The sequence below is a fragment of the Candidatus Kosakonia sp. 282A-S69 genome, assembly GCF_029433855.1.
GTDB classification, from domain to species: domain Bacteria; phylum Pseudomonadota; class Gammaproteobacteria; order Enterobacterales; family Enterobacteriaceae; genus Kosakonia; species Kosakonia cowanii_A.
Genome location: NZ_JAROAU010000003.1, coordinates 1,222,736 through 1,240,813, shown reverse-complemented (window position 1 = coordinate 1,240,813; position 18,078 = coordinate 1,222,736). Strand labels below are relative to the sequence as shown.

At 55.1% G+C, this 18,078-nt stretch carries 19 protein-coding genes; 2 read left to right on the top strand and 17 right to left on the bottom strand.

Features of this window, described 5'->3' with window-relative positions:
- Position 1: 1 nt before the first annotated feature.
- The 8 genes from PU683_RS11550 to flhD all read right to left on the bottom strand — a co-directional run bounded on the left by PU683_RS11550 (position 2) and on the right by flhD (position 6,994).
- Positions 2 to 475: a Csu type fimbrial protein gene (locus tag PU683_RS11550; protein WP_277174277.1), complete on the bottom strand. Its 474-nt coding sequence runs from the start codon at positions 473 to 475 to the stop codon at positions 2 to 4.
- Between the two features lie 91 nt (positions 476 to 566).
- Entirely contained in the window at positions 567 to 1,136 is a 570-nt protein-coding gene (locus PU683_RS11545) for a Csu type fimbrial protein (protein WP_277171565.1), read from the bottom strand.
- A 382-nt stretch (positions 1,137 to 1,518) separates the two neighbouring features.
- Positions 1,519 to 2,022 carry a chemotaxis protein CheW gene (gene cheW / locus PU683_RS11540; RefSeq protein ID WP_023480148.1) on the bottom strand — a complete coding sequence of 168 codons (504 nt, stop codon included), beginning with the start codon at positions 2,020 to 2,022 and terminating at the stop codon, positions 1,519 to 1,521.
- Between the two features lie 22 nt (positions 2,023 to 2,044).
- On the bottom strand, positions 2,045 to 4,081 hold the full coding sequence (cheA, locus tag PU683_RS11535; protein ID WP_277174276.1) for a chemotaxis protein CheA: 2,037 nt from the start codon (positions 4,079 to 4,081) through the stop codon (positions 2,045 to 2,047).
- Between the two features lie 10 nt (positions 4,082 to 4,091).
- The gene (motB, locus tag PU683_RS11530) at positions 4,092 to 5,051 is read right to left on the bottom strand and encodes a flagellar motor protein MotB (protein WP_277171564.1); all 960 of its coding nucleotides are present in this window, start codon (positions 5,049 to 5,051) and stop codon (positions 4,092 to 4,094) included.
- Positions 5,048 to 5,935: a flagellar motor stator protein MotA gene (motA, locus tag PU683_RS11525; RefSeq protein WP_094420765.1), complete on the bottom strand. Its 888-nt coding sequence runs from the start codon at positions 5,933 to 5,935 to the stop codon at positions 5,048 to 5,050. The genes motB and motA overlap by 4 nt, the downstream gene beginning before the upstream one ends.
- Positions 5,936 to 6,062: 127 nt before the next feature.
- A complete protein-coding gene (gene flhC, locus PU683_RS11520) occupies positions 6,063 to 6,641 on the bottom strand; it encodes a flagellar transcriptional regulator FlhC (RefSeq protein ID WP_042714166.1) in 579 nt (192 codons plus the stop codon).
- 2 nt (positions 6,642 to 6,643) lie between these two features.
- Positions 6,644 to 6,994: a flagellar transcriptional regulator FlhD gene (gene flhD, locus PU683_RS11515; protein ID WP_277171563.1), complete on the bottom strand. Its 351-nt coding sequence runs from the start codon at positions 6,992 to 6,994 to the stop codon at positions 6,644 to 6,646.
- 777 nt (positions 6,995 to 7,771) lie between these two features.
- On the opposite strand from flhD, the gene uspC reads away from it, so the two are divergent.
- Positions 7,772 to 8,197: a universal stress protein UspC gene (uspC, locus tag PU683_RS11510; RefSeq protein ID WP_277171562.1), complete on the top strand. Its 426-nt coding sequence runs from the start codon at positions 7,772 to 7,774 to the stop codon at positions 8,195 to 8,197.
- A 40-nt stretch (positions 8,198 to 8,237) separates the two neighbouring features.
- On the opposite strand, the gene otsA is transcribed toward uspC, so the two are convergent.
- From otsA to azuC, 8 genes are all read right to left on the bottom strand, one after another.
- Positions 8,238 to 9,662, bottom strand: a complete 1,425-nt coding sequence (gene otsA / locus PU683_RS11505) for an alpha,alpha-trehalose-phosphate synthase (RefSeq protein ID WP_277171561.1) — start codon at positions 9,660 to 9,662, stop codon at positions 8,238 to 8,240.
- Complete coding sequence (otsB, locus tag PU683_RS11500; protein WP_277171560.1) at positions 9,637 to 10,443, bottom strand: trehalose-phosphatase; 807 nt, start codon at positions 10,441 to 10,443, stop codon at positions 9,637 to 9,639. The genes otsA and otsB overlap by 26 nt, the downstream gene beginning before the upstream one ends.
- A 185-nt stretch (positions 10,444 to 10,628) precedes the next feature.
- Positions 10,629 to 11,612, bottom strand: coding sequence for an L-arabinose ABC transporter permease AraH (araH, locus tag PU683_RS11495; protein WP_023480059.1), 984 nt, complete (start codon positions 11,610 to 11,612; stop codon positions 10,629 to 10,631).
- 14 nt (positions 11,613 to 11,626) lie between these two features.
- Entirely contained in the window at positions 11,627 to 13,141 is a 1,515-nt protein-coding gene (gene araG / locus PU683_RS11490) for an L-arabinose ABC transporter ATP-binding protein AraG (RefSeq protein WP_277171559.1), read from the bottom strand.
- A gap of 70 nt (positions 13,142 to 13,211) precedes the next feature.
- Positions 13,212 to 14,192, bottom strand: coding sequence for an arabinose ABC transporter substrate-binding protein (locus tag PU683_RS11485; protein ID WP_277171558.1), 981 nt, complete (start codon positions 14,190 to 14,192; stop codon positions 13,212 to 13,214).
- 318 nt (positions 14,193 to 14,510) lie between these two features.
- Positions 14,511 to 15,068, bottom strand: a complete 558-nt coding sequence (locus tag PU683_RS11480) for a DJ-1 family glyoxalase III (RefSeq protein WP_277171557.1) — start codon at positions 15,066 to 15,068, stop codon at positions 14,511 to 14,513.
- 117 nt (positions 15,069 to 15,185) lie between these two features.
- Positions 15,186 to 15,437, bottom strand: a complete 252-nt coding sequence (locus tag PU683_RS11475; RefSeq protein ID WP_023480161.1) for a DUF2766 family protein — start codon at positions 15,435 to 15,437, stop codon at positions 15,186 to 15,188.
- 116 nt (positions 15,438 to 15,553) lie between these two features.
- Positions 15,554 to 15,637: a stress response protein AzuC gene (azuC, locus tag PU683_RS11470; protein ID WP_017458329.1), complete on the bottom strand. Its 84-nt coding sequence runs from the start codon at positions 15,635 to 15,637 to the stop codon at positions 15,554 to 15,556.
- Between the two features lie 215 nt (positions 15,638 to 15,852).
- Here azuC and PU683_RS11465 point away from each other — a divergent pair, with 215 nt between their 5' ends.
- The gene (locus tag PU683_RS11465) at positions 15,853 to 17,274 is read left to right on the top strand and encodes an MFS transporter (protein WP_277171556.1); all 1,422 of its coding nucleotides are present in this window, start codon (positions 15,853 to 15,855) and stop codon (positions 17,272 to 17,274) included.
- A gap of 125 nt (positions 17,275 to 17,399) precedes the next feature.
- On the opposite strand, the gene PU683_RS11460 is transcribed toward PU683_RS11465, so the two are convergent.
- Positions 17,400 to 18,038 (bottom strand): RpiB/LacA/LacB family sugar-phosphate isomerase, encoded by a 639-nt coding sequence (locus tag PU683_RS11460; RefSeq protein WP_139965889.1) that lies wholly within the window; start codon positions 18,036 to 18,038, stop codon positions 17,400 to 17,402.
- Between the last annotated feature and the right edge of the window lie 40 nt (positions 18,039 to 18,078).

Here is an 18,078-nt window from a genome sequence, read left to right as displayed (position 1 = left end):
ATCACCATGACAACGTCACGGTGAGTTGATCGCTGTAGGTACCCGCCGGGCTGAAGCCGGTGAGTTGCGCTGCGCCGAAAATGGCGAGCGAAATATTATTGCTGTCGGTGATGGTGACCGGAACCGGCTGGTTGACGCCGATTTCCGTATTGGGTGCCAGCGTGCTGCTGGTGTAGAGGCGGTACGGCACACGCTCGCCGCCGCCGCTGCGCTGCATATTACGCACCGTCGAATAGTAGTTACCGCCGCTGATACTCATACTGAGCGCCACGCCGGGTGTGCAACCCAGTGAGAGGGAGGCATTCGGGACAAAAGCGCTGGTCACCTGCCCCTTTTCGACGCCCGAGCGGGTGCCAAAATTGAGCGTGCCCAGCGCCGCGCCGCTGCCGGTGACCACCGCGCAACCTGGCGTAATGGTTGCGCCGACGGTAAAGGTCTGCGTCGTGACCGCCAGCGCAGCCGGTTGCGCCAGCATGCCCAGCACCACTCCTCCTGATAATGCGCGCAGCACAGCCCGGCCACCCTCGCGGGCGGCTCGCACGCTCTCCCTTTTCATTGGCGGAGCTTTAGTACGTGACGCTCACGTTAATGACGTCGGTGTAGGTACCCGGCACCACGGTAACGCTGTTGCCACCGCCGGTGATACGCCCGTAGAGGGTGTAGTTATCGACGCCGCCGGAGGTGGAAGCGCGAGGAATGTTGGTGTTGTTGGCAATAACGTTACTAAAGCCACTATCGCTATAGAGGCTGTACGCCACACCGCGAGTGGTGTCGGCGGTGTTCACCAGATAGCGGGCCGGTGTGCCCGGCGTACCGACAACGTTACCCGGCGCGGTGGAGTTGGTGTTGCCGGTTACCTGCACGGTGTAGTCGGTGGTGGTGCACTGCACCGTAAAGCTGTTGCCGCCGTTAGCGCCGGTCAGCTGCGTGGTGAGCTGGGAGAAGGTTGCCGGGTGGGTACCAAAATCGAGGGTACCGAAGTTAATGCCGTTCTGGCTCGGCGAGCCGTTAATCAGACACCCATTCGTGAGGGTCAATGTTGCGCCGATCGTCCCGCTACTGGTGACCGCCCTGGCACTCTGCCCGGCTATGATTAACGCGCCGCCAGCCAGTACAAAAAGAAGTTTTCTGTTCATATGTCATCTCCAGCGTTCCCGCACGCGCCACATTGCCCAATCAATGCGACGGTCGGAAAAGAGTCAATAAAATCAGTCGTAAAACGAGGTTTAACTGAAATTTAGATGAGGAGCAGAAAACCAACCACTTTATCCGGGCGGTAAAATGTAACGGATAAGTAAGCATTTTTAATGAATCACATCAGGGAGTTAATGACCAAATCGAAGGGAAAACGGTGGAAATGTAACAAATATATGTCTGAATTTGTGATAAGTATCACCATATATGATATCACCGCAAAATCATGTGGTTAGGGGCTTTGAAGAGTAACTTAAGGGTAACTGAAGTGATGCGTGCAGAGGAAAAAAACGGGCGGGTGAAGCGCTTCACCCGCCTGATGCATTACGCGACGTGAGTTGCCGCGATGTCCAGCAGCGCCATTTCGTCGCTGTTGAGCAGTTTTTCGATGTTTACCAGGATCAGCATACGGTCGCCGAGCGCGCCGAGGCCGGTCAGGTATTCGGTCGACAGGGTCACGGCGAATTCCGGCGCCGGGCGAATCTGATCAGAGGCGAGCGACAGCACGTCGGAAACGCCGTCAACCACGATACCGACTACACGCTGACCAAGATTCAGCACGATCACCACGGTGTTTTCGTTATATTCCACTTCGCCCTGGCTGAACTTCACGCGCAGGTCGACGATGGGCACGATCACGCCGCGCAGGTTGGTGACGCCCTTGATGAAATCAGGGGTGTTGGCGATGCGGGTAACCTGATCATAGCCACGGATCTCCTGCACTTTGAGAATATCGATGCCATACTCTTCATCGCCCAAAGTGAAGACCAGGAACTCCTGACCTGATGGCTCGCCCGCCAGTTTTGCTACATTACTCATACCGGTCATGTTTTATACCTTCTTAACTAAATCAGGCGGCTGTGTGCGCCATACGATGTTCACGATTCAATCCCTGCAGCGCTGAGACGTCCACAATCAGCGCGACGCTACCATCACCAAGGATGGTGGCGGCAGAAATCCCCGGCACTTTGCGATAGTTGCTCTCCAGGTTTTTCACCACCACCTGGTGCTGACCAATCAGCTGATCGACCAGCAGCGCATAGCGACGACCTGCGCTCTGCAGAATGACAACAATGCCCTGCGTGGCTTCGGTTTTTGCCCCCGCCACGTCAAACACTTTCCACAACTCCACCAGCGGCAGGTATTCGCCACGTACTTCCAGTACGCGCTCGCCGCCCGCCAGCGGATGCAGATCTTCTTCGCGCGGCTGCAACGACTCCATGACGGCGTTGAGCGGCAGGATAAAGACTTCGTTATTCACTTTGACGGACATGCCGTCAAGGATCGCCAGCGTCAGCGGCAGCAGAATACGGATAGTGGTACCGGTGCCCTGCTTCGATTTGATCTCGACGTGGCCGCCCATCTCCTGGATGTTACGTTTCACCACGTCCATGCCCACGCCGCGGCCGGAGACGTCCGTCACCTGCTCAGCGGTGGAGAAGCCCGGAGCAAAGATCAGCATGCCAACTTCTTCATCGGTCATGCTTTCGCTCACTGCCATGCCCTGAGAGAGCGCTTTGGCAAGGATACGGTCGCGGTTAAGGCCGGCACCATCATCGGTCACTTCGATGCAGATGTTGCCGCCCTGATGTTCTGCGGAGAGGATCAGGTTACCAATCGGCGATTTGCCCGCTTCAACGCGTTTTTCCGGCGTTTCGATCCCGTGGTCGAGGCTGTTACGCACCAGGTGGGTTAACGGATCGATAATACGTTCGATCAGGCTCTTATCGAGTTCGGTCGAGCTACCCTGCAGGGTCAGTTCTACCTGCTTATCGAGCTTGGTCGCCAGGTCGCGAACCAGACGCGGGAAGCGGCTGAAGACATACTCCATCGGCATCATACGAATCGACATTACCGACTCTTGCAGATCGCGGGCGTTACGCTGCAGCTGGCTCATGCTGGTGATCAGATCGCCATGGGTCACCGGGTCCAGCTCATTGGAGCGCTGGGCCAGCATTGACTGAGTGATCACCAGTTCACCCACCAGGTTAATCAGCTGGTCCACCTTCTCAACCGCGACGCGGATGCTGGTGGACTCGCTGGCGGCGCGCGCCGGCTTTTCACGACCGGCAGGCTGCGACTCTTTGCCAACGGCTTTCAGTGCCGGTGCGGGCGCGGCCTGAACGGCAGGAACAGCCGCTTCGGCCTCTTCTACCGGCGCAGCAGCTTCGGCGACCGCATCAACGGCGGCTGGCGCAGCGGCTTTCTCAAAAGCGATTTGATCCGCTTCGATGACAAAGCAGAGCACCGCAATAATGTCATCTTCACCGAGACCGCCATCGATGGTGGCGCTCAGGCTATTACTGCCTTTGACCACATCGCTCAGCGTGCCGAGGTTACCCAGCTCCTCTTCCAGCAGGGCAACTTCGCTCTCTTTCAGGCGCGAAAGCACGACGCGCAGCTTGCCGTCGTTCGCCGCAGCCGGTGCGGCGTCAGCAGCCTGCGCGGTGCTTTCAACCACAGAGAGCTTCGCGCTGCCGGCAGCCGGAACGGCTTCGCCTTTCGCTTCCAACGCCAGCTGGCGCAGAGCGTTGCAGATATATTCGAAGCTGGCAGCATCCGGCTCTTGCGAGCTTTTATAGGCGTCGAGCTGTTCTTGCATAATATCTTTGGTTTCCAAAAACAGGTTGATGATATCGGTGTTAAGCTGCATTTCGCCACGCCGGGCCTCATCCAGCAGGTTCTCCATCAGGTGCGTGGTTTCCTGCAGAATGGTAAAGCCAAACGTTCCCGCACCACCTTTAATAGAGTGAGCGGCGCGGAAGATGGCGTTGAGCTGTTCTGAATCAGGTGCTTCCGGCACCAGGTCCAATAAATGTTGTTCCATATCGGCCAACAGTTCGTCGGCCTCATCAAAGAATGTCTGGTAAAAATCACTAATATCCATGCTCACGCTATCACCTCGGATTGGCTTGTGGCGATGTGGGAACTGCTACCGGAGACGCAGAGGCTGGCGCGGGGGCTGCCGGCGCTGCGGGCTCAGGCTGTGTAATGGCGCTTATCGGCGCACTTTGACTCTCGGCGTTCTCATGCAGAATGGCCGCTTCTGCCTGTTTGTTGAGTACCAAAAGACTTATTCGACGGTTGATAGCTTCATCAGGACCGCGGTTGGCAAGTTGCATAGTGGCGGCCATGCCGACAACACGCATCACCTTGCCATCATCCAGCCCACCGGCAACCAGCTCGCGGCGCGATGCGTTTGCACGATCGGCTGAGAGCTCCCAGTTGCTGTACCCTTTATCGCCGTTGGCGTACGGGGCATCATCGGTATGGCCGGAAAGACTCACTTTATTCGGGATGCCATTCAGCACCGGGGCAATCGCCCGTAAAATATCGCGCATGTAGGGCTCGACTTCCGCGCTGCCGGTTTTAAACATCGGCCGGTTCTGGCTGTCGATAATCTGGATGCGCAGCCCTTCCTGCACAAGGTCGATCTTCAGATGCGGGCGCAGGGCGCGCAGCTTCGGATCCGCCTCGATCAGCTGGTCCAGATCGCCGCGCAACTTGCTCAGGCGCGACTGCTCCATGCGTCTTTTCAAATCATCAATGTTCGGCTGTTTTTGCACTTCGCCTTGTTGCTGTGTGTAGTCATCACCACCGCCCGGAATGGGGCTGTCGCTGTTGGAAATACGCGGCCCCCCGGTCACCGCTGTTGCCAGCGGCGTGCGGAAATACTCCGCAATCTGAATCAACTCTTTCGGGCTGGAGATGGAGATCAGCCACATCACCAGGAAGAACGCCATCATCGCCGTCATAAAGTCGGCATAGGCAATTTTCCACGAGCCATGACCGCCGCCACCATGGCCTTTATGTTTTTTCCGTTTAACTACGACGATAGGATGGGCCTGATTTTTCATGCGTCCTCGGTTGTCGTCTGTTGGTTAGGGTTGCGGACAGCACGCACGTGCTCATCCAGCTCGACAAACGATGGACGCTCGCTTGAATAGAGCGTTTTACGTCCAAACTCGACCGCGATCGGCGGTGCGTAACCGTTCAGGTTCGACAGCAGCGTGATCTTGACGCACTGCATCATCTTGGCGGTTTCAGCACTTTTCTGCCGCAGAACACTTGCCAGCGGCGAGATAAAACCGTACGCCAACAGGATGCCGAGGAAGGTTCCCACCATCGCGTGGGCAATCAGCGCACCCAGCTCTGCCGCCGGACGATCCGCCGAGGCGAGCGCGTGAACCACGCCCATTACCGCCGCAACGATACCGAACGCCGGAAGCGAGTCACCGACCGCCGCGAGGGCGTTGGCAGGCACTTCCGCTTCACTTTCGTGGGTCTCGATCTCTTCATCCATCAGCGCTTCGATCTCGAAGGTGTTCATGTTGCCGCTGATGATCAGTCGCAGATAATCGACAATAAACTCAAGCATGGTGGCGTCGGCCAGAATGCGCGGGTAGCTGGCGAAAATCTCGCTCTCTTTCGGGTTCTCAATATCTCTTTCGAGAGAGAACATCCCCTGCTGACGTGATTTCGCCATCAGGCGATAGAGCAGCGCCAGCAGATCCATATACATACTTTTGGTGTACTTAGAGCGGCGAAACAGCAACGGCAACGCTTTCATCGTGCCTTTGATGGCTTTGCCGTTGTTGCCCACAATGAATGCACCCACACCCGCCCCGCCGATAATAATCAGTTCAGAGGGTTGATACAGTGCCCCAAGGTGACCGCCGGTCATCATATAACCGCCTAAGACTGCACCAACTACTATCAGGTAACCTAATACGATAAGCACGACATCATCCTTCTGCTAATGACTAAGGCTTAAGAGAAACATTTCGGAGGGTTTTCACGAACGGCGGGCAAAAAAAAGCAGCGGCATTAAAGCACCGCTGCTGGAGTTTTGATTCCACCTGATTCGGTTAAACAGCCTGATCGATCTGTTCTTCCAGCAGTTGTGGAATAATATCGGCAGCTTCCGGCGAAAGTTTACGTCTTTTTACCGCGCGGGACGGCGGCTGGCATAAACTGCAGGCAAAGCTACCAACGGGCTGATGAGCATGAGTAACAAAGTTACCGCTGCAGCAGTTACAGCGCGACAACTCCAGCATTCCGCTTTCCACGAAACGGACCAGCGTCCAGGCGCGAGTCAGCGCCAGCAGCGGGCCTTCATCAGAATGAGGGCACTGTTCGAGGTAGAGTCGGTAAGCTTTAATGACTGCGTCAACGCCACTGCACAGACCGGTCTTTAACAAAAACTGCCAGGCGTTGCAGAACATCGACGCGTGGATGTTTTGTTCCCAGGTCATAAACCAGTCGGTGGAGAATGGCAGCATGCCTTTCGGCGGCGGGCTACCACGCAACTCTTTATAGAGTTTGATAAGACGACCGCGGCTAAGCTGCGTCTCACTCTCCAGCATCTGTAAACGCGCACCCAGCGTAATCAGTTCCATGGCTAACTGAATATCGCGCGCTTCCTGAACAATGCTTTTCTCACTCATGATTAAGCCCTTTTCTTCCTGGCCGCGTCGCCGTCTTTAGATGATTCGTTGAGCAGGCGGGTTGAAAGCAAAATACCGGTATGGACTTGCTGCAAATCATCCACACGTGATTCCTGAGTCAGACGAGTGATGGTCTGATGATTGTCAAAACGGAACTGACAAATAAGCTGATTGGTTTCAGCCAACTTCACCATTTGCGGCAGGGTTAACTCACCCAGCGTGTTTGCCATCTCTTCATTAATCCCTAAACGGAACATGGCGGAGGCTTTGTCCTGGCTAATCAGACGCTGAGCAAGGAGTAAATATGACAGATTGATATCGTAAACGTGTTTCAGCAACTCGGATGTATGCATTTTTCCCATCCAGAATAACCAACTTGAATCTTATGCGGCTAAGCCGCACCCCGTGATGTCGCCGGGAAAAAACCCGGTATAAAAAAGAAAGGCTAAATGCATAACTGACTCAGGATCTCGCAAGCAAGGCGCTTCGTTGAGATGTTAATGCCTTGCTGCTCTCTTAATCGTTTCTTACAAAGAACTAAGATTTTTCCTAATTCGACGCAACTGTACTCGTAGGTGGTTCGACATACAATCTGAGCAGAGCGGGAATTTGAAATTTTTGTGATCCACGTCACATAATTTACGTGAATTTTGATCAGAAATCTATCAGTCTCGCTTGTGATTTGATGTTTATTTGCTCGATTGAGCCCTTTTTTATTCCACTAGTACGAATACTCATGCAGTACCAGCCGCTAAAAAGCGCCACTGGTCAGAGGTATGACATGCTGGAATGCCTCGATTCAGCTAAACGTATCTATTGCAGACACACAAATAAATATACTTACAAAACAACAAGTTAAGATTTTAGTGTGGCTAATTAGTTGACTTAAGTAACCATTTCATTTTCGTTAATGAGCCTGATGATCAGAAGAGAAATTTAGCGATATATTCTTTAAATTTCAGTTAGGTATTCAAAATTCGTTAACTTGCTTATTATATGTACGCTCTGTTACGTTAGAAAAATTAATGAATATTTATGATTACCTTCACAGAGTGGCAATGTTCATGGCTTGCACTGCAGCATGAAACAGAGTAATGGTGAAAAAACTGGAATACCTCGTGGAGAAAGCAATGGCCTACACGCATCTTCTGGTTGCGGTGGCGATGACCCCGGAGAGTCGTCAGCTTCTCGCCAAAGCAATTGATATTGCTCGACCTTCTCACGCCCGCATCACATTAATTACCCTTACCGCCGACCCCGAACTCTATAATCAGCTTGCCGCGCCGATGATGGAGAGTGTCCGAACTCTCTTACAGGAAGAAATGCAACAGTTTCTTAACGAGCTGGTAACTAGTACAGAATATCCCATTGAGCAAATGCTGATCGCTTCCGGGGAGTTGGGTGAGCATATCGTCGAGGTCTGCCGGACAAAGGGGGTCGATCTGGTGGTATGCGGTAACCATAACCAGACATTTTTCGCGCGTGCGGCCTGCGCGGCGAAGCGTATCGTGAAGAGAAGTGAAGTGGATGTGCTGCTGGTGTCGCTGGAGGGATAAAAAATGCCCCCGCCGTGGCGGGAGCATTCGGGTTTACGGCTTAAGCAAGTTTCGGGAAGGTCGCCACTTTATTTTGCAGCTCGCTCTGCGCGCTACGTGGCGTGATTTGCTTTAGGTCGTTGATGAACCTCTGCTGCCAGTGGTCAATATCATTCTCCTGAATGATTTTGAGCATCTCCGCATGGCGCGAAATACGCTCTGCCAGCGGCATGCGCAACGCACGGTCAAGCGCCGCAGCCACATCGTCACGATCGTAAGGGTTAACCAGCAAGGCAGAGGTAAGCTCGTTTGCCGCACCGGCAAACTGCGACAGCACCAGCACACCCGGGTTTTCCGGGTCCTGCGCTGCCACATACTCTTTCGCCACCAGGTTCATACCATCACGCAACGGCGTTACCAGCCCCACTTCGGCATAGCGGAAGACCTTCATCAGCACTTTGCGATCGAAATGCTGGTTGAGATAGTAGAGCGGCGTCCAGCCAAGCTGGCCATATTTACCGTTAATGCGCCCCGCTTCCGTCTCCAGCTGGTGACGAATATCCTGATAAGCCTGCACCTCACCGCGCGAGGTCGGCGCAATCTGCGTATAGCGGATTTTGCCGTGGTGCTCGGGGAATTTCTCCAGCAGCGTCTCATACGCGAGGAAACGCTCCGGTAAACCTTTGGAGTAATCCAGACGTTCAACGGAGAAGATATTCTTCACATTCTTCAGCTCGGCTTTCAGCTGCGCCAGCTTAGGCGGCAGCGGGCCAGCGGCCTGCTGAGCGATCTCATTCGGCTCAATACCGATCGGGTAGACTTCAGTGCGGAAGTTTTTGCCCCACGCCATGTGCTCTTTACTGTTACGCGTACTGAGGCGCGTCTGCATTGAGAGGCTGTCGAGAAATGCGGTGCGATCGCTCTCGGTCTGGAAGCCGAGCAGATCGTAATCGCACAGCTGCTCCAGCAGCTCTGCGTGCGGCGGCAGCGCGTTGAAGATCTCCGGCGTCGGGAAAGGGATATGCAGGAAGAAGCCAATCTGATTTTTCACGCCGCGTTTACGCAGCTCGCTGGCAAATGGCAGCAGGTGGTAATCATGGATCCAGAGAGTGTCATCCTCTTTCAGCAGCGGCACCAGCTTATCGGCCAGTAGAGCGTTGACCTCCTGATAGCCATCCCACGCTTCGCGCTGGAATTTCACCAGGTCGAGTCGATAGTGGAAAGCGGGCCACAGCACGGCGTTAGAGAATTGATTGTAATACTGCTCGTGATGCTCTTCGCTGAGGTTAAATGAGACCCAGGTAATGTTCCCTTTGCTCACCTCTTTCAACGGTTGATCTTCATCGCCGATTTCGCCGCTCCAGCCAAACCAGAGACCGCCGGCGGCTTTCAGCGCGCCCAGAATACCGACTGCCAGTCCGCCAGCACTGGCTTTTTTATCATCAGGCGGTGCAATTCGATTAGATACTACGACTAAGCGACTCATAGCCATCTCTCCTGTTTGTTAGCGCCTTTTCTTCTTGTTTTTGATACTCGGATATACGTTCCAGCCAGTGATGAACATCCCGGACGTCGTTCAGCCGCCACTGTGCGTGGGTTTCGCCTGAACCGACTTTAATCGAGATCCCGCCGAGTTTATTGACGGTTTCAAACCCGTGTTCATCCGTAAGATCGTCACCAAGAAACACCGGTTTCCTGCCGGTGAAGGGCGGCGTGCGCAGAAAGGCTTCAATGGCCGCGCCCTTATGAATATCTGAAGGTTTCAGTTCAACCACACATTTGCCTGGCTGCATGGCCAGCTGCGGGAAGGTGTCAACCATCTGTTGTGCCAGGGCAAAAACCGCGTCTTCATACTGCGGTGCCTGGCGATAGTGCAGTGCGAATGCCATCCCTTTGGTTTCCAGCACGACGCCGTCAAGCGACGCCAGCCCTTGCTGAAGCGCCTGCTCCAGCGGAATAAGCACCTCTTTCGGTAATGTCACCCGTTCCGTCTGACCTGAGATATCGCGACGCTCTGCCCCGTGAACACCGGCAAGCGGGAAGCGATAGGGTTTAACGAGCTCATCAAGTTCGCTAATCGAGCGCCCTGAAATTAACGCCAGCGCGCCGTTATTCATCTCTGCAAGCAATGAAAGTCTGGTCAGCACCTGTTCCGGAATAAAAACCTCATCCGGGCGCGGTTTAATATCAGCGAGGGTGCCATCCAAATCGAAAAAAAAGGCAAAATCACCGGAAAAGAGAGGCGGTTTTGATAACGCGTCGTCCACCCTTGTTTCCTCCTTACATTCATCATGTGAGCCGATATTTCGCTGCGGCCCATTATCATTAGCTATGTAAGTATAGACAGTGTGACGCTGCTCGCCATTTTAACAATGAAAGACCAGCCGCATTCGCGGCTGGTTAGAGGGGGAATTACACTGAAAGGTTGTGTCGATAATTTAAGCAGTTAGCCTCACACCGTGCGCTTCGCTTTTTGCTTATAACGGTCGAAGATCACCGCTGCCAGCAGGATCAGACCACGTACGACGTACTGCGAGAAGGGGGAGATATTGAGCAGGTTCATCGCGTTCTCAACGGTGCCAAGAATCAGAATACCTGCCACCACATACGAGATTTTTCCTATGCCGCCCTTCAGTGAAACACCACCTAATACGCAGGCAGAGATGACAATCAGCTCATAGCCAATCGACGTCATCGGCTGTCCGCTGGTCATACGTGAAGCGAGAATAATCCCCGCCGCCGCCGACACCAGCCCGGAAAGCACGAAGATGATGATTTTGGTGCGCACCACCGGCACACCCGCCAGCCGTGCGGCCTCTTCATTACCACCAATCGCCAGCGTGTTACGGCCAAAGGTGGTGCGGTTCAGCAGGAAGCCAAAGATAATCAGGCAGCCGACCGTCAGCCAGATTGGCGCCGGCAAGCCCAGCCAGTTTGCGTAACCCAGCTCAAAAAAGCGCTCATCTTCAATGCCGACCGCCTTACCGTCGGAAATGATATAGGCCAGCCCGCGCACAATCTGCATGGTCGCCAGCGTGGTGATTAGGGCGTTGATCTTTAAGCGGGCGATGACAAAGCCGTTAATAAAGCCGCTGACCACACCGAGCAGCAGACCGGCGGCAACGCCAATCCACAAACTTTCGCTGAGGTTAATCACCACTGCGGTGGTCACACCGGCACAGGCAATCACCGAGGCGACCGAGAGATCGAAATCACCGGAGGCGAGGCAGAAGAGCATGCCGCAGGCAACCATCCCGGACATGGAGATCGCCAGCCCCAGCCCCTTCATATTTACGAAGGAGGCGAAGTTCGGCACAAACACCGCGCAGCCAATAAACAGCACGGCGAAGACCACCAGCATGCCAAACTGATCCCAGATGCGCCCGACGCTAAAGGGCGACTTTTTCGGCGCGCGGGCCGTTGTTAAAGATGACATCGTATTCTCCTCGCTCAGGCGACCGCCTGGCTCACTTTTGGCATAGCCAGGCTCAACACCTGCTGTTCATCACCCTGACCGTGTAACACCTCACCGGCAATCTCCCCTTCACGCATCACCACAATGCGATCGGCAACGCCGAGCACTTCGGGTAAGTCGCTTGAAGCAAAGAGCACCGCGACGCCACGCGCGGCCAGCGCGTATATCACGTTGTAGATCTCATGTTTGGCACCCACATCTATACCGCGCGTCGGCTCATCAAGCAGGATCACTTTCATCTCCTCCGATAGCCAGCGCCCAAGGATCGCCTTCTGCTGGTTGCCGCCGGAGAGATTCATAATCAGCTGCTCAGCACCGGGGGTTTTGATATTAAGCGCCTGAATATGGTGCGCGGCGTTTTCGCTCTCCCAGCCGTCGTTAATCAGGCAGCCGGCGCGGATGTATTTGCGCCGGGCGCTGATGTTGATGTTCTCCTGCACTGAGTGCACGGGGATGATCCCTTCCGCTTTACGATCTTCCGGGCAGAGCATCATCCCGGCGCGAATGGCGTGGGCGGGTTTCTGGATGGTGATCGCTTCGCCATCGATAAAGACCTGACCTTCGGTGATCTTTGTACCGCCGAAGAGCCCCTTCATCAGCTCGCTGCGCCCGGCGCCAACCAGACCAAAGAGGCCGACGATTTCGCCGCTGCGCACGCTCAGACTGACAGGCGTGCGTACGCCCGGTGCTTTCACCTGCTCCAGGCGCAAACGCTCTTCGCCATAGGGGCGTGGCTGCCAGCCATAGATATCGCCCAGCTCGCGCCCGACCATCGCCTGCACTAACTGATCGTGGTTGACCTGCTGCATATCGCTGAAGGTGCGCACGTAGCGGCCATCTTTAAAGACGGTAATGGCGTCGCTGAGGGCAAAAATCTCCTCCATGCGATGGGAAACATAGAGGATCACGCGGCCCTCTTTGCGCAGCTCGCGGATCACGCGGAACAGGTTGTCGATTTCACGTGCCGAGAGGGAGCTGGTCGGTTCGTCAAAGGCGATCACTTTGGCGTTGCGCGCCAGCGCTTTGGCAATCTCCACCATCTGCCATTGACCAATAGAGAGATACTTGAGCGGCGTCTGGGGATCGATATCCAGCCCAAGATGCTGTAACTGCAGGCCCGCTTCGTAGTTGAGCAGCGAGCGGTTCACGATGCCGCCTTTTTGCGGCAGTTGCCCAAGGTAGATATTTTCCGCGACGGTCATCTCGGGCACCAGGTGCAGCTCCTGGTAGATAATCGCCACGCCGGCATTGAGCGCCGCGGTGGTGTCGCTAAACACCACCTCTTCGCCTTTAATAGCCAGCGTGCCGCCGGTCGGCGCGTAGTTACCGCTGAGGATCTTCAGCAGGGTAGATTTTCCCGCGCCATTTTCGCCCATCAGCGCGTGCACCTGCCCGGCGTAACAGTCAAAAGTGATATCACTCAGCGCCTTAACGCCGGGAAAGGTTTTGCTGATCCCGCGAAACGAAAGATAGGGAGTGGCGTGTTGCATAACGTCTCCGTGAAGCAGTTGAGGGTACGACAGGCTCCCCGTTGATACGGGGAGCGCAACCGACAGAGCCTTACAGTCCTTTCTTCGCCAGCTCTTCTTTAAAGTTATCGCGGGTGATGAGCACCACATCGGTTACCGCTGTGAACTTCGGCGGCTCAACCCCTTTGGTCACCCAGTTGTAGAGGAGCTCGCTGGTTTTGTAGCCGTGCACATCCGGGCTCGGCAGCAGGGAGCCATAGAAGCCGGTGGCCTGCCCTTTCGACAGTTCGCTCACCGCATCGACACCGTTAATACCGATGCCAATCACATCTGCCGCTTTAAAGCCCTGGCCTTCGGTGGCGCGTACGCCGCCCAGCACGGTGTTATCGTTCATGCCCAGCACCAGCCAGTGTTTCACTTCCGGGTGCTGTACCAGCAGCGAGTTGCCGGCATCGAATGCGCCGGGGATATCGTTAGATTTGGTTGGCACCTGGTAGATCTGCTTTTCCGGGAAACCGGCTTTTTTCAGCGCGTCCATGGAACCGCTGGTACGGCGACGGGCGGTGTCGAGTTCGTTAGCGGTGATTGCCATCACGCCGGTCTCTTTTACGTCCCAGCCGCGTTTCTGCATCTCTTTATAGAGTTCCTCGCCCTGACGCGCGCCGATTTCGCTGGCCGCCATCATCACCAGCGGAACGGACTCCATCGGCTTACCTTTGGCATTAACGAACTGATCATCGACGGCAATCACTTTCATGTCGTAACCACGTGCTTTCGCCATGATGGCGGAGCCGAGTTTCGGATCTGGCGTACAGATGACAAATCCTTTCGCGCCGCTGGCCGCCAGGCTATCGATGGCGTTCAGCGTTTTTTCGCCATCCGGAACGGCGATTTTTATCACCTCGAAACCTAACTCTTTGCCCGCTTTGTCAGCGAATTTCCACTCAGTCTGGAACCAGGGCTCTTCCGGCTGTTTAACCAGAAACCCGAGCTTCATGGTTTCAGCGATAGCGGATTGTGACATAACGGCAGCCAGGCCGATGGCCGCCAACGCTTTAGTGAATTTGTGCATGGTAAACTCCGGCTTAAACACGCTTTTATGTAGGAAACAGAAATAATTGGTATTGTTAAAAGTTCAAAAAACAAGGCATTAGCGCCCATGCATCAGATGGACATCTGTGCTGGAAATAGTTTTAGCGGGAAATTGATTCTCCATAGGAGAGCGGCATCACACGGCTGAATTACAGTAATTCCGTACATAAATTCAGCGAATTTAGCCATAAAGTCAGCGGCTTTTGTCAGACAAATCGCAAGGGAGAAAGCAGGATAATCCATAACGTCAGCCAGCTTATCCTTGTACCCGGCCGCAGGGCGCGGCCGGGAGAAACGATCACCAGTGGTAGTAGATATGATCGGCGTGATCGCGAACGGCTGTTTCGTCGCCCAGCAGGCGTGCGGCAAGCGTGAAGGCGAAGTCGAAAGCATGCCCCAGCCCCTTGCCGCTAATGAGGTTGCCATCTTCAACGACGGGGGCATCGACATACTCGCCATCGCGCACCTGCTGATAGAGATCGCCGGAGCAGACATACCGGCGGCCCTTTAGCAGGTTGTTGCCGCCCAGCACGCGCGCGGCGGCGGAGCAGATCGGGCAGATAAGTCTCCCTGCCGCATCGTGGGCGTTAATAAATTGCACGACATCATTATTGGCCGCGAGGTTGACGCTGCCCTGCGGGCCGCCGGGCAGGACGATGGCGTCGAACAGCGTCGCTTGCCGCTCTGACAAGGTGCTGTCTGCCACCAGGGGAATGGCGTGATAGCTGACCACCGCGCGGGAATCCGCGCAGGCCAGCGTCTCTACTTCAATATTTAAGCGGCGCAAAATATCAATGGTGATAATCGCTTCCGCTTCTTCAAAACCGGGCGCTAACAATACCGCCACTTTTTTCATGACCAACTCCTTGCCGTTGAGGTCAGGTGAAACAGGTGGCGTTATTGTTGATCAAAACGGCGTTTCAAAAACACCGCTGCGTCACAGACCCGTTGCCGGGGATCGTGAAATCGCGCGTTAGTGCGCTTCGCCCTGTGGGGTGAACTTCAGTTCAATCAGCGCAATGGCTTTTTGAATAGCCCGGCGCGTAACCGGATCGGCGGCGGCAGGATGGGTCGAGAAGTCGATGGTTTTCAGCTGGTTAGCCATTTTTTCACGCACTTCAACCGGCGCGATAACGTCAATGACATCAAGGATCTGTTTGATGACCAGCTGGCAGGCGACAACGTCAGAGACCAGCTCCTGGTCGGCGGGAGTATTTTGCGACATGGGAAGCTCCTTATTGAAAGGGCGCCATAGTAGCGGGAAACGGCGGGCAAGAGTAGTTTTGCGCACGCATGGCCTGCACAGACACAAAAAAACCTGCCGCAGCAGGTATTTTATTCTCAAAACATCGCGCCAGGCGGTACGTCTTTGAAGGTCTTGCAGTAGGTTTCAAACATATGCTTCAGGATTTTACGCAGTTTCATCTTTCACTCCGGCGAATTGTCAGGCAGGTATTCAGCCTTAATGAGCGACATAATATGACGCCCGTCACAAAAATCAATCCATCTGAGATCAAAATCACGTTTCAAAAATCGAAACTGGCGTAGTTTTATCAGCATATCTGATGAAAGATCCGACAGTTAGCGCGCTAAAAATTCTTTAGCGTTTTTCAATTTTTTTTGCAAATGGCAGATCCTTAATGACCCACCCTTCCCCTGCGCAAACGCGAGGCGCGATTTCCCCGGCAGCTTTACTGGTGGCGGGCGCCTTCTTTATGGAGTTTATTGATGGCACGGTGATCGCCACGGCGCTGCCGGATATGGCAAAAACGTTTGGCGTTGAAGCGGTCGCCCTCAATATCGGGATTAGCGCCTATCTGATCACCCTTGCCGTGTTGATCCCCGCCAGCGGCTGGATTGCCGACCGCTTCGGCGCGCGTACCGTCTTTACGCTGGCGCTGGCGATTTTCACCTGCGCTTCGGTGCTGTGCGGGCTCTCTACCAGCGTCGGAATGTTTGTGGCAATGCGGATTTTACAGGGCGTGGGCGGCGCGCTGATGGTGCCAGTCGGGCGGCTGGCGGTGCTGCGCACCACGCCAAAACATCAGCTGATTACCGCTATCGCTACGCTCACCTGGCCTGCGCTGGTGGCACCGATCATCGGCCCGCCGCTCGGCGGGTTTATTACGCACTACGCCGACTGGCGCTGGATCTTCTTTATTAATGTGCCGCTCGGGCTACTGGGGATGGCGCTGGCGCTACGTATCATCCCCCCTATCCGTGAAGAGGAGCGTCGCCCCTTCGACTTAACCGGATTTCTGACCACCAGCATCGCGATGGTGAGCCTGGTTTACGCGATGGAAGCGCTCGGTTCGCCACATCCGCAGGGCGGATTGACGCTGGCATTGCTGGCGCTTGGCGCGGTGATGTTTGCCTTTACGTTGCGCCATTTTCGCCGCCATGCGTGGCCGATGATCCGTCTCGACGCGATGCAGGTGCCGACCTTTCGCGTCACTATGCACGGCGGCTCGCTGTTTCGTGCCTCGATCAGCGCCGTGCCGTTTCTGCTGCCGCTGCTGTTTCAGGTCGGATTTGGTATGGATCCTTTCCACGCCGGGCTGCTGGTGCTGGCGGTGTTTGCCGGGAATTTGACCATTAAACCGGCGACCACTCCGCTTATTCGCTGGCTCGGCTTTCGCAGGCTGCTATTGATTAACGGCGCGCTAAATGTGATAGCGCTACTGGCCTGCGCATTTCTCACCGCCGCTACGCCCGTGTGGCTAATCTTTGTCATCCTCTACCTTGGCGGCGTCTTTCGCTCGGTGCAGTTTACTGGCGTCAGTACGCTGGCTTTTGCCGATGTGCCCGCCGCGCAGATGAGCTATGCCAATACGCTGTTTAGCACGGCGACCCAGCTGGCGGTGGGTCTTGGCATTACGCTTGGCGCGATTGGTATTCGCCTTGGGGAGCATATCAGCGGCTGGTTAGGGATCGGCGCGATAGAAGGGATCAGTTTCCGGCTGGCGTTTGTCTTTATTGCGTTGATCTGTCTGGTGGGAATGATTGATACGCTGCGTTTGACCAGGGATGCCGGCAGCGCCGTGTCGCAGAAACGACAGTAATACCGGAGCGTGCTGCGGGAATTATGCCGGATGACGGCGTACGCCTTATCCGGCCTACGGGTGCGAACAGAGAAATCTGCGCGCCGTAGGCCGGATAAGCGTAGCGCCATCAGGCAAAGGTGTTATCAGGCCAGCACTTCGCGTACGAAGGCTTCGATCTCTTTATTCTGGCAGTTCTCGAAGAAGCACTGCTGGAAGCGTTCGCCGGAAACGGCGGTTTTCACCAGATCGCGATCGATAGCGCGCAGCGTATCGAGATAGTTCTCTTTTACCACCGCCGCTTTCACCTGGTTCAGGATGCCAGCGTTACGTACCTGCGGCTCTTTACGCTCTGGCGGGTAACCTTCCCCATTGCGACCGGTGAAGGCTTTCTCAAAGATAAAGCGCACATTCAGCTCGGCACCCCAGCCAAAGCCTTTGGCAAACGGCAGCGCCAGCGCATTACCGTTGTTGATCTGCGCGAAGAGGAAGGCATCGGCCGGATCGATACAGTATCCGCAGACCACGCCCGGATGGATGTTCAGCGACATCAGCGCGCCCTGTCCGGTGCCACAGCCGGTCACCACGAAATCCACCGCTTTGGAATTAAGCAGGATACTGGCCATAATGCCGAGGTGAATATAGGTCAGATGATGGTCATTTTCGTCGCTCATGCCGACGTTATACACCGGGAAATCCTTCTCATCGGCTACGGTTTTCAGCTCTTTGAGAATGATGGCGTTTTTCGCCGCCTGGCTGTTTTCCATCATCAGTGCAATTTTCATTTTCATCTCCTGTGGACGTGCTTCGGATAGCAAAGGTTAC

What these genes read in the sequence shown, in the direction of transcription:
- PU683_RS11465 (WP_277171556.1), top strand. Translation starts at nt 15,853, where the DNA reads ATGACCCACCCTTCCCCTGCGCAAACGCGAGGCGCGATTTCCCCGGCA.
- cheW (WP_023480148.1), bottom strand. Translation starts at nt 2,022, where the DNA reads ATGACCGGTATGAGTAATGTAGCAAAACTGGCGGGCGAGCCATCAGGT.
- PU683_RS11485 (WP_277171558.1), bottom strand. Translation starts at nt 14,192, where the DNA reads ATGCACAAATTCACTAAAGCGTTGGCGGCCATCGGCCTGGCTGCCGTT.
- flhC (WP_042714166.1), bottom strand. Translation starts at nt 6,641, where the DNA reads ATGAGTGAGAAAAGCATTGTTCAGGAAGCGCGCGATATTCAGTTAGCC.
- PU683_RS11550 (WP_277174277.1), bottom strand. Translation starts at nt 475, where the DNA reads ATGCTGGCGCAACCGGCTGCGCTGGCGGTCACGACGCAGACCTTTACC.
- PU683_RS11460 (WP_139965889.1), bottom strand. Translation starts at nt 18,038, where the DNA reads ATGAAAATTGCACTGATGATGGAAAACAGCCAGGCGGCGAAAAACGCC.
- PU683_RS11475 (WP_023480161.1), bottom strand. Translation starts at nt 15,437, where the DNA reads ATGTCGCAAAATACTCCCGCCGACCAGGAGCTGGTCTCTGACGTTGTC.
- cheA (WP_277174276.1), bottom strand. Translation starts at nt 4,081, where the DNA reads ATGGATATTAGTGATTTTTACCAGACATTCTTTGATGAGGCCGACGAA.
- PU683_RS11545 (WP_277171565.1), bottom strand. Translation starts at nt 1,136, where the DNA reads ATGAACAGAAAACTTCTTTTTGTACTGGCTGGCGGCGCGTTAATCATA.
- araG (WP_277171559.1), bottom strand. Translation starts at nt 13,141, where the DNA reads ATGCAACACGCCACTCCCTATCTTTCGTTTCGCGGGATCAGCAAAACC.
- PU683_RS11480 (WP_277171557.1), bottom strand. Translation starts at nt 15,068, where the DNA reads ATGAAAAAAGTGGCGGTATTGTTAGCGCCCGGTTTTGAAGAAGCGGAA.
- azuC (WP_017458329.1), bottom strand. Translation starts at nt 15,637, where the DNA reads ATGAAACTGCGTAAAATCCTGAAGCATATGTTTGAAACCTACTGCAAG.
- uspC (WP_277171562.1), top strand. Translation starts at nt 7,772, where the DNA reads ATGGCCTACACGCATCTTCTGGTTGCGGTGGCGATGACCCCGGAGAGT.
- motB (WP_277171564.1), bottom strand. Translation starts at nt 5,051, where the DNA reads ATGAAAAATCAGGCCCATCCTATCGTCGTAGTTAAACGGAAAAAACAT.
- otsA (WP_277171561.1), bottom strand. Translation starts at nt 9,662, where the DNA reads ATGAGTCGCTTAGTCGTAGTATCTAATCGAATTGCACCGCCTGATGAT.
- flhD (WP_277171563.1), bottom strand. Translation starts at nt 6,994, where the DNA reads ATGCATACATCCGAGTTGCTGAAACACGTTTACGATATCAATCTGTCA.
- araH (WP_023480059.1), bottom strand. Translation starts at nt 11,612, where the DNA reads ATGTCATCTTTAACAACGGCCCGCGCGCCGAAAAAGTCGCCCTTTAGC.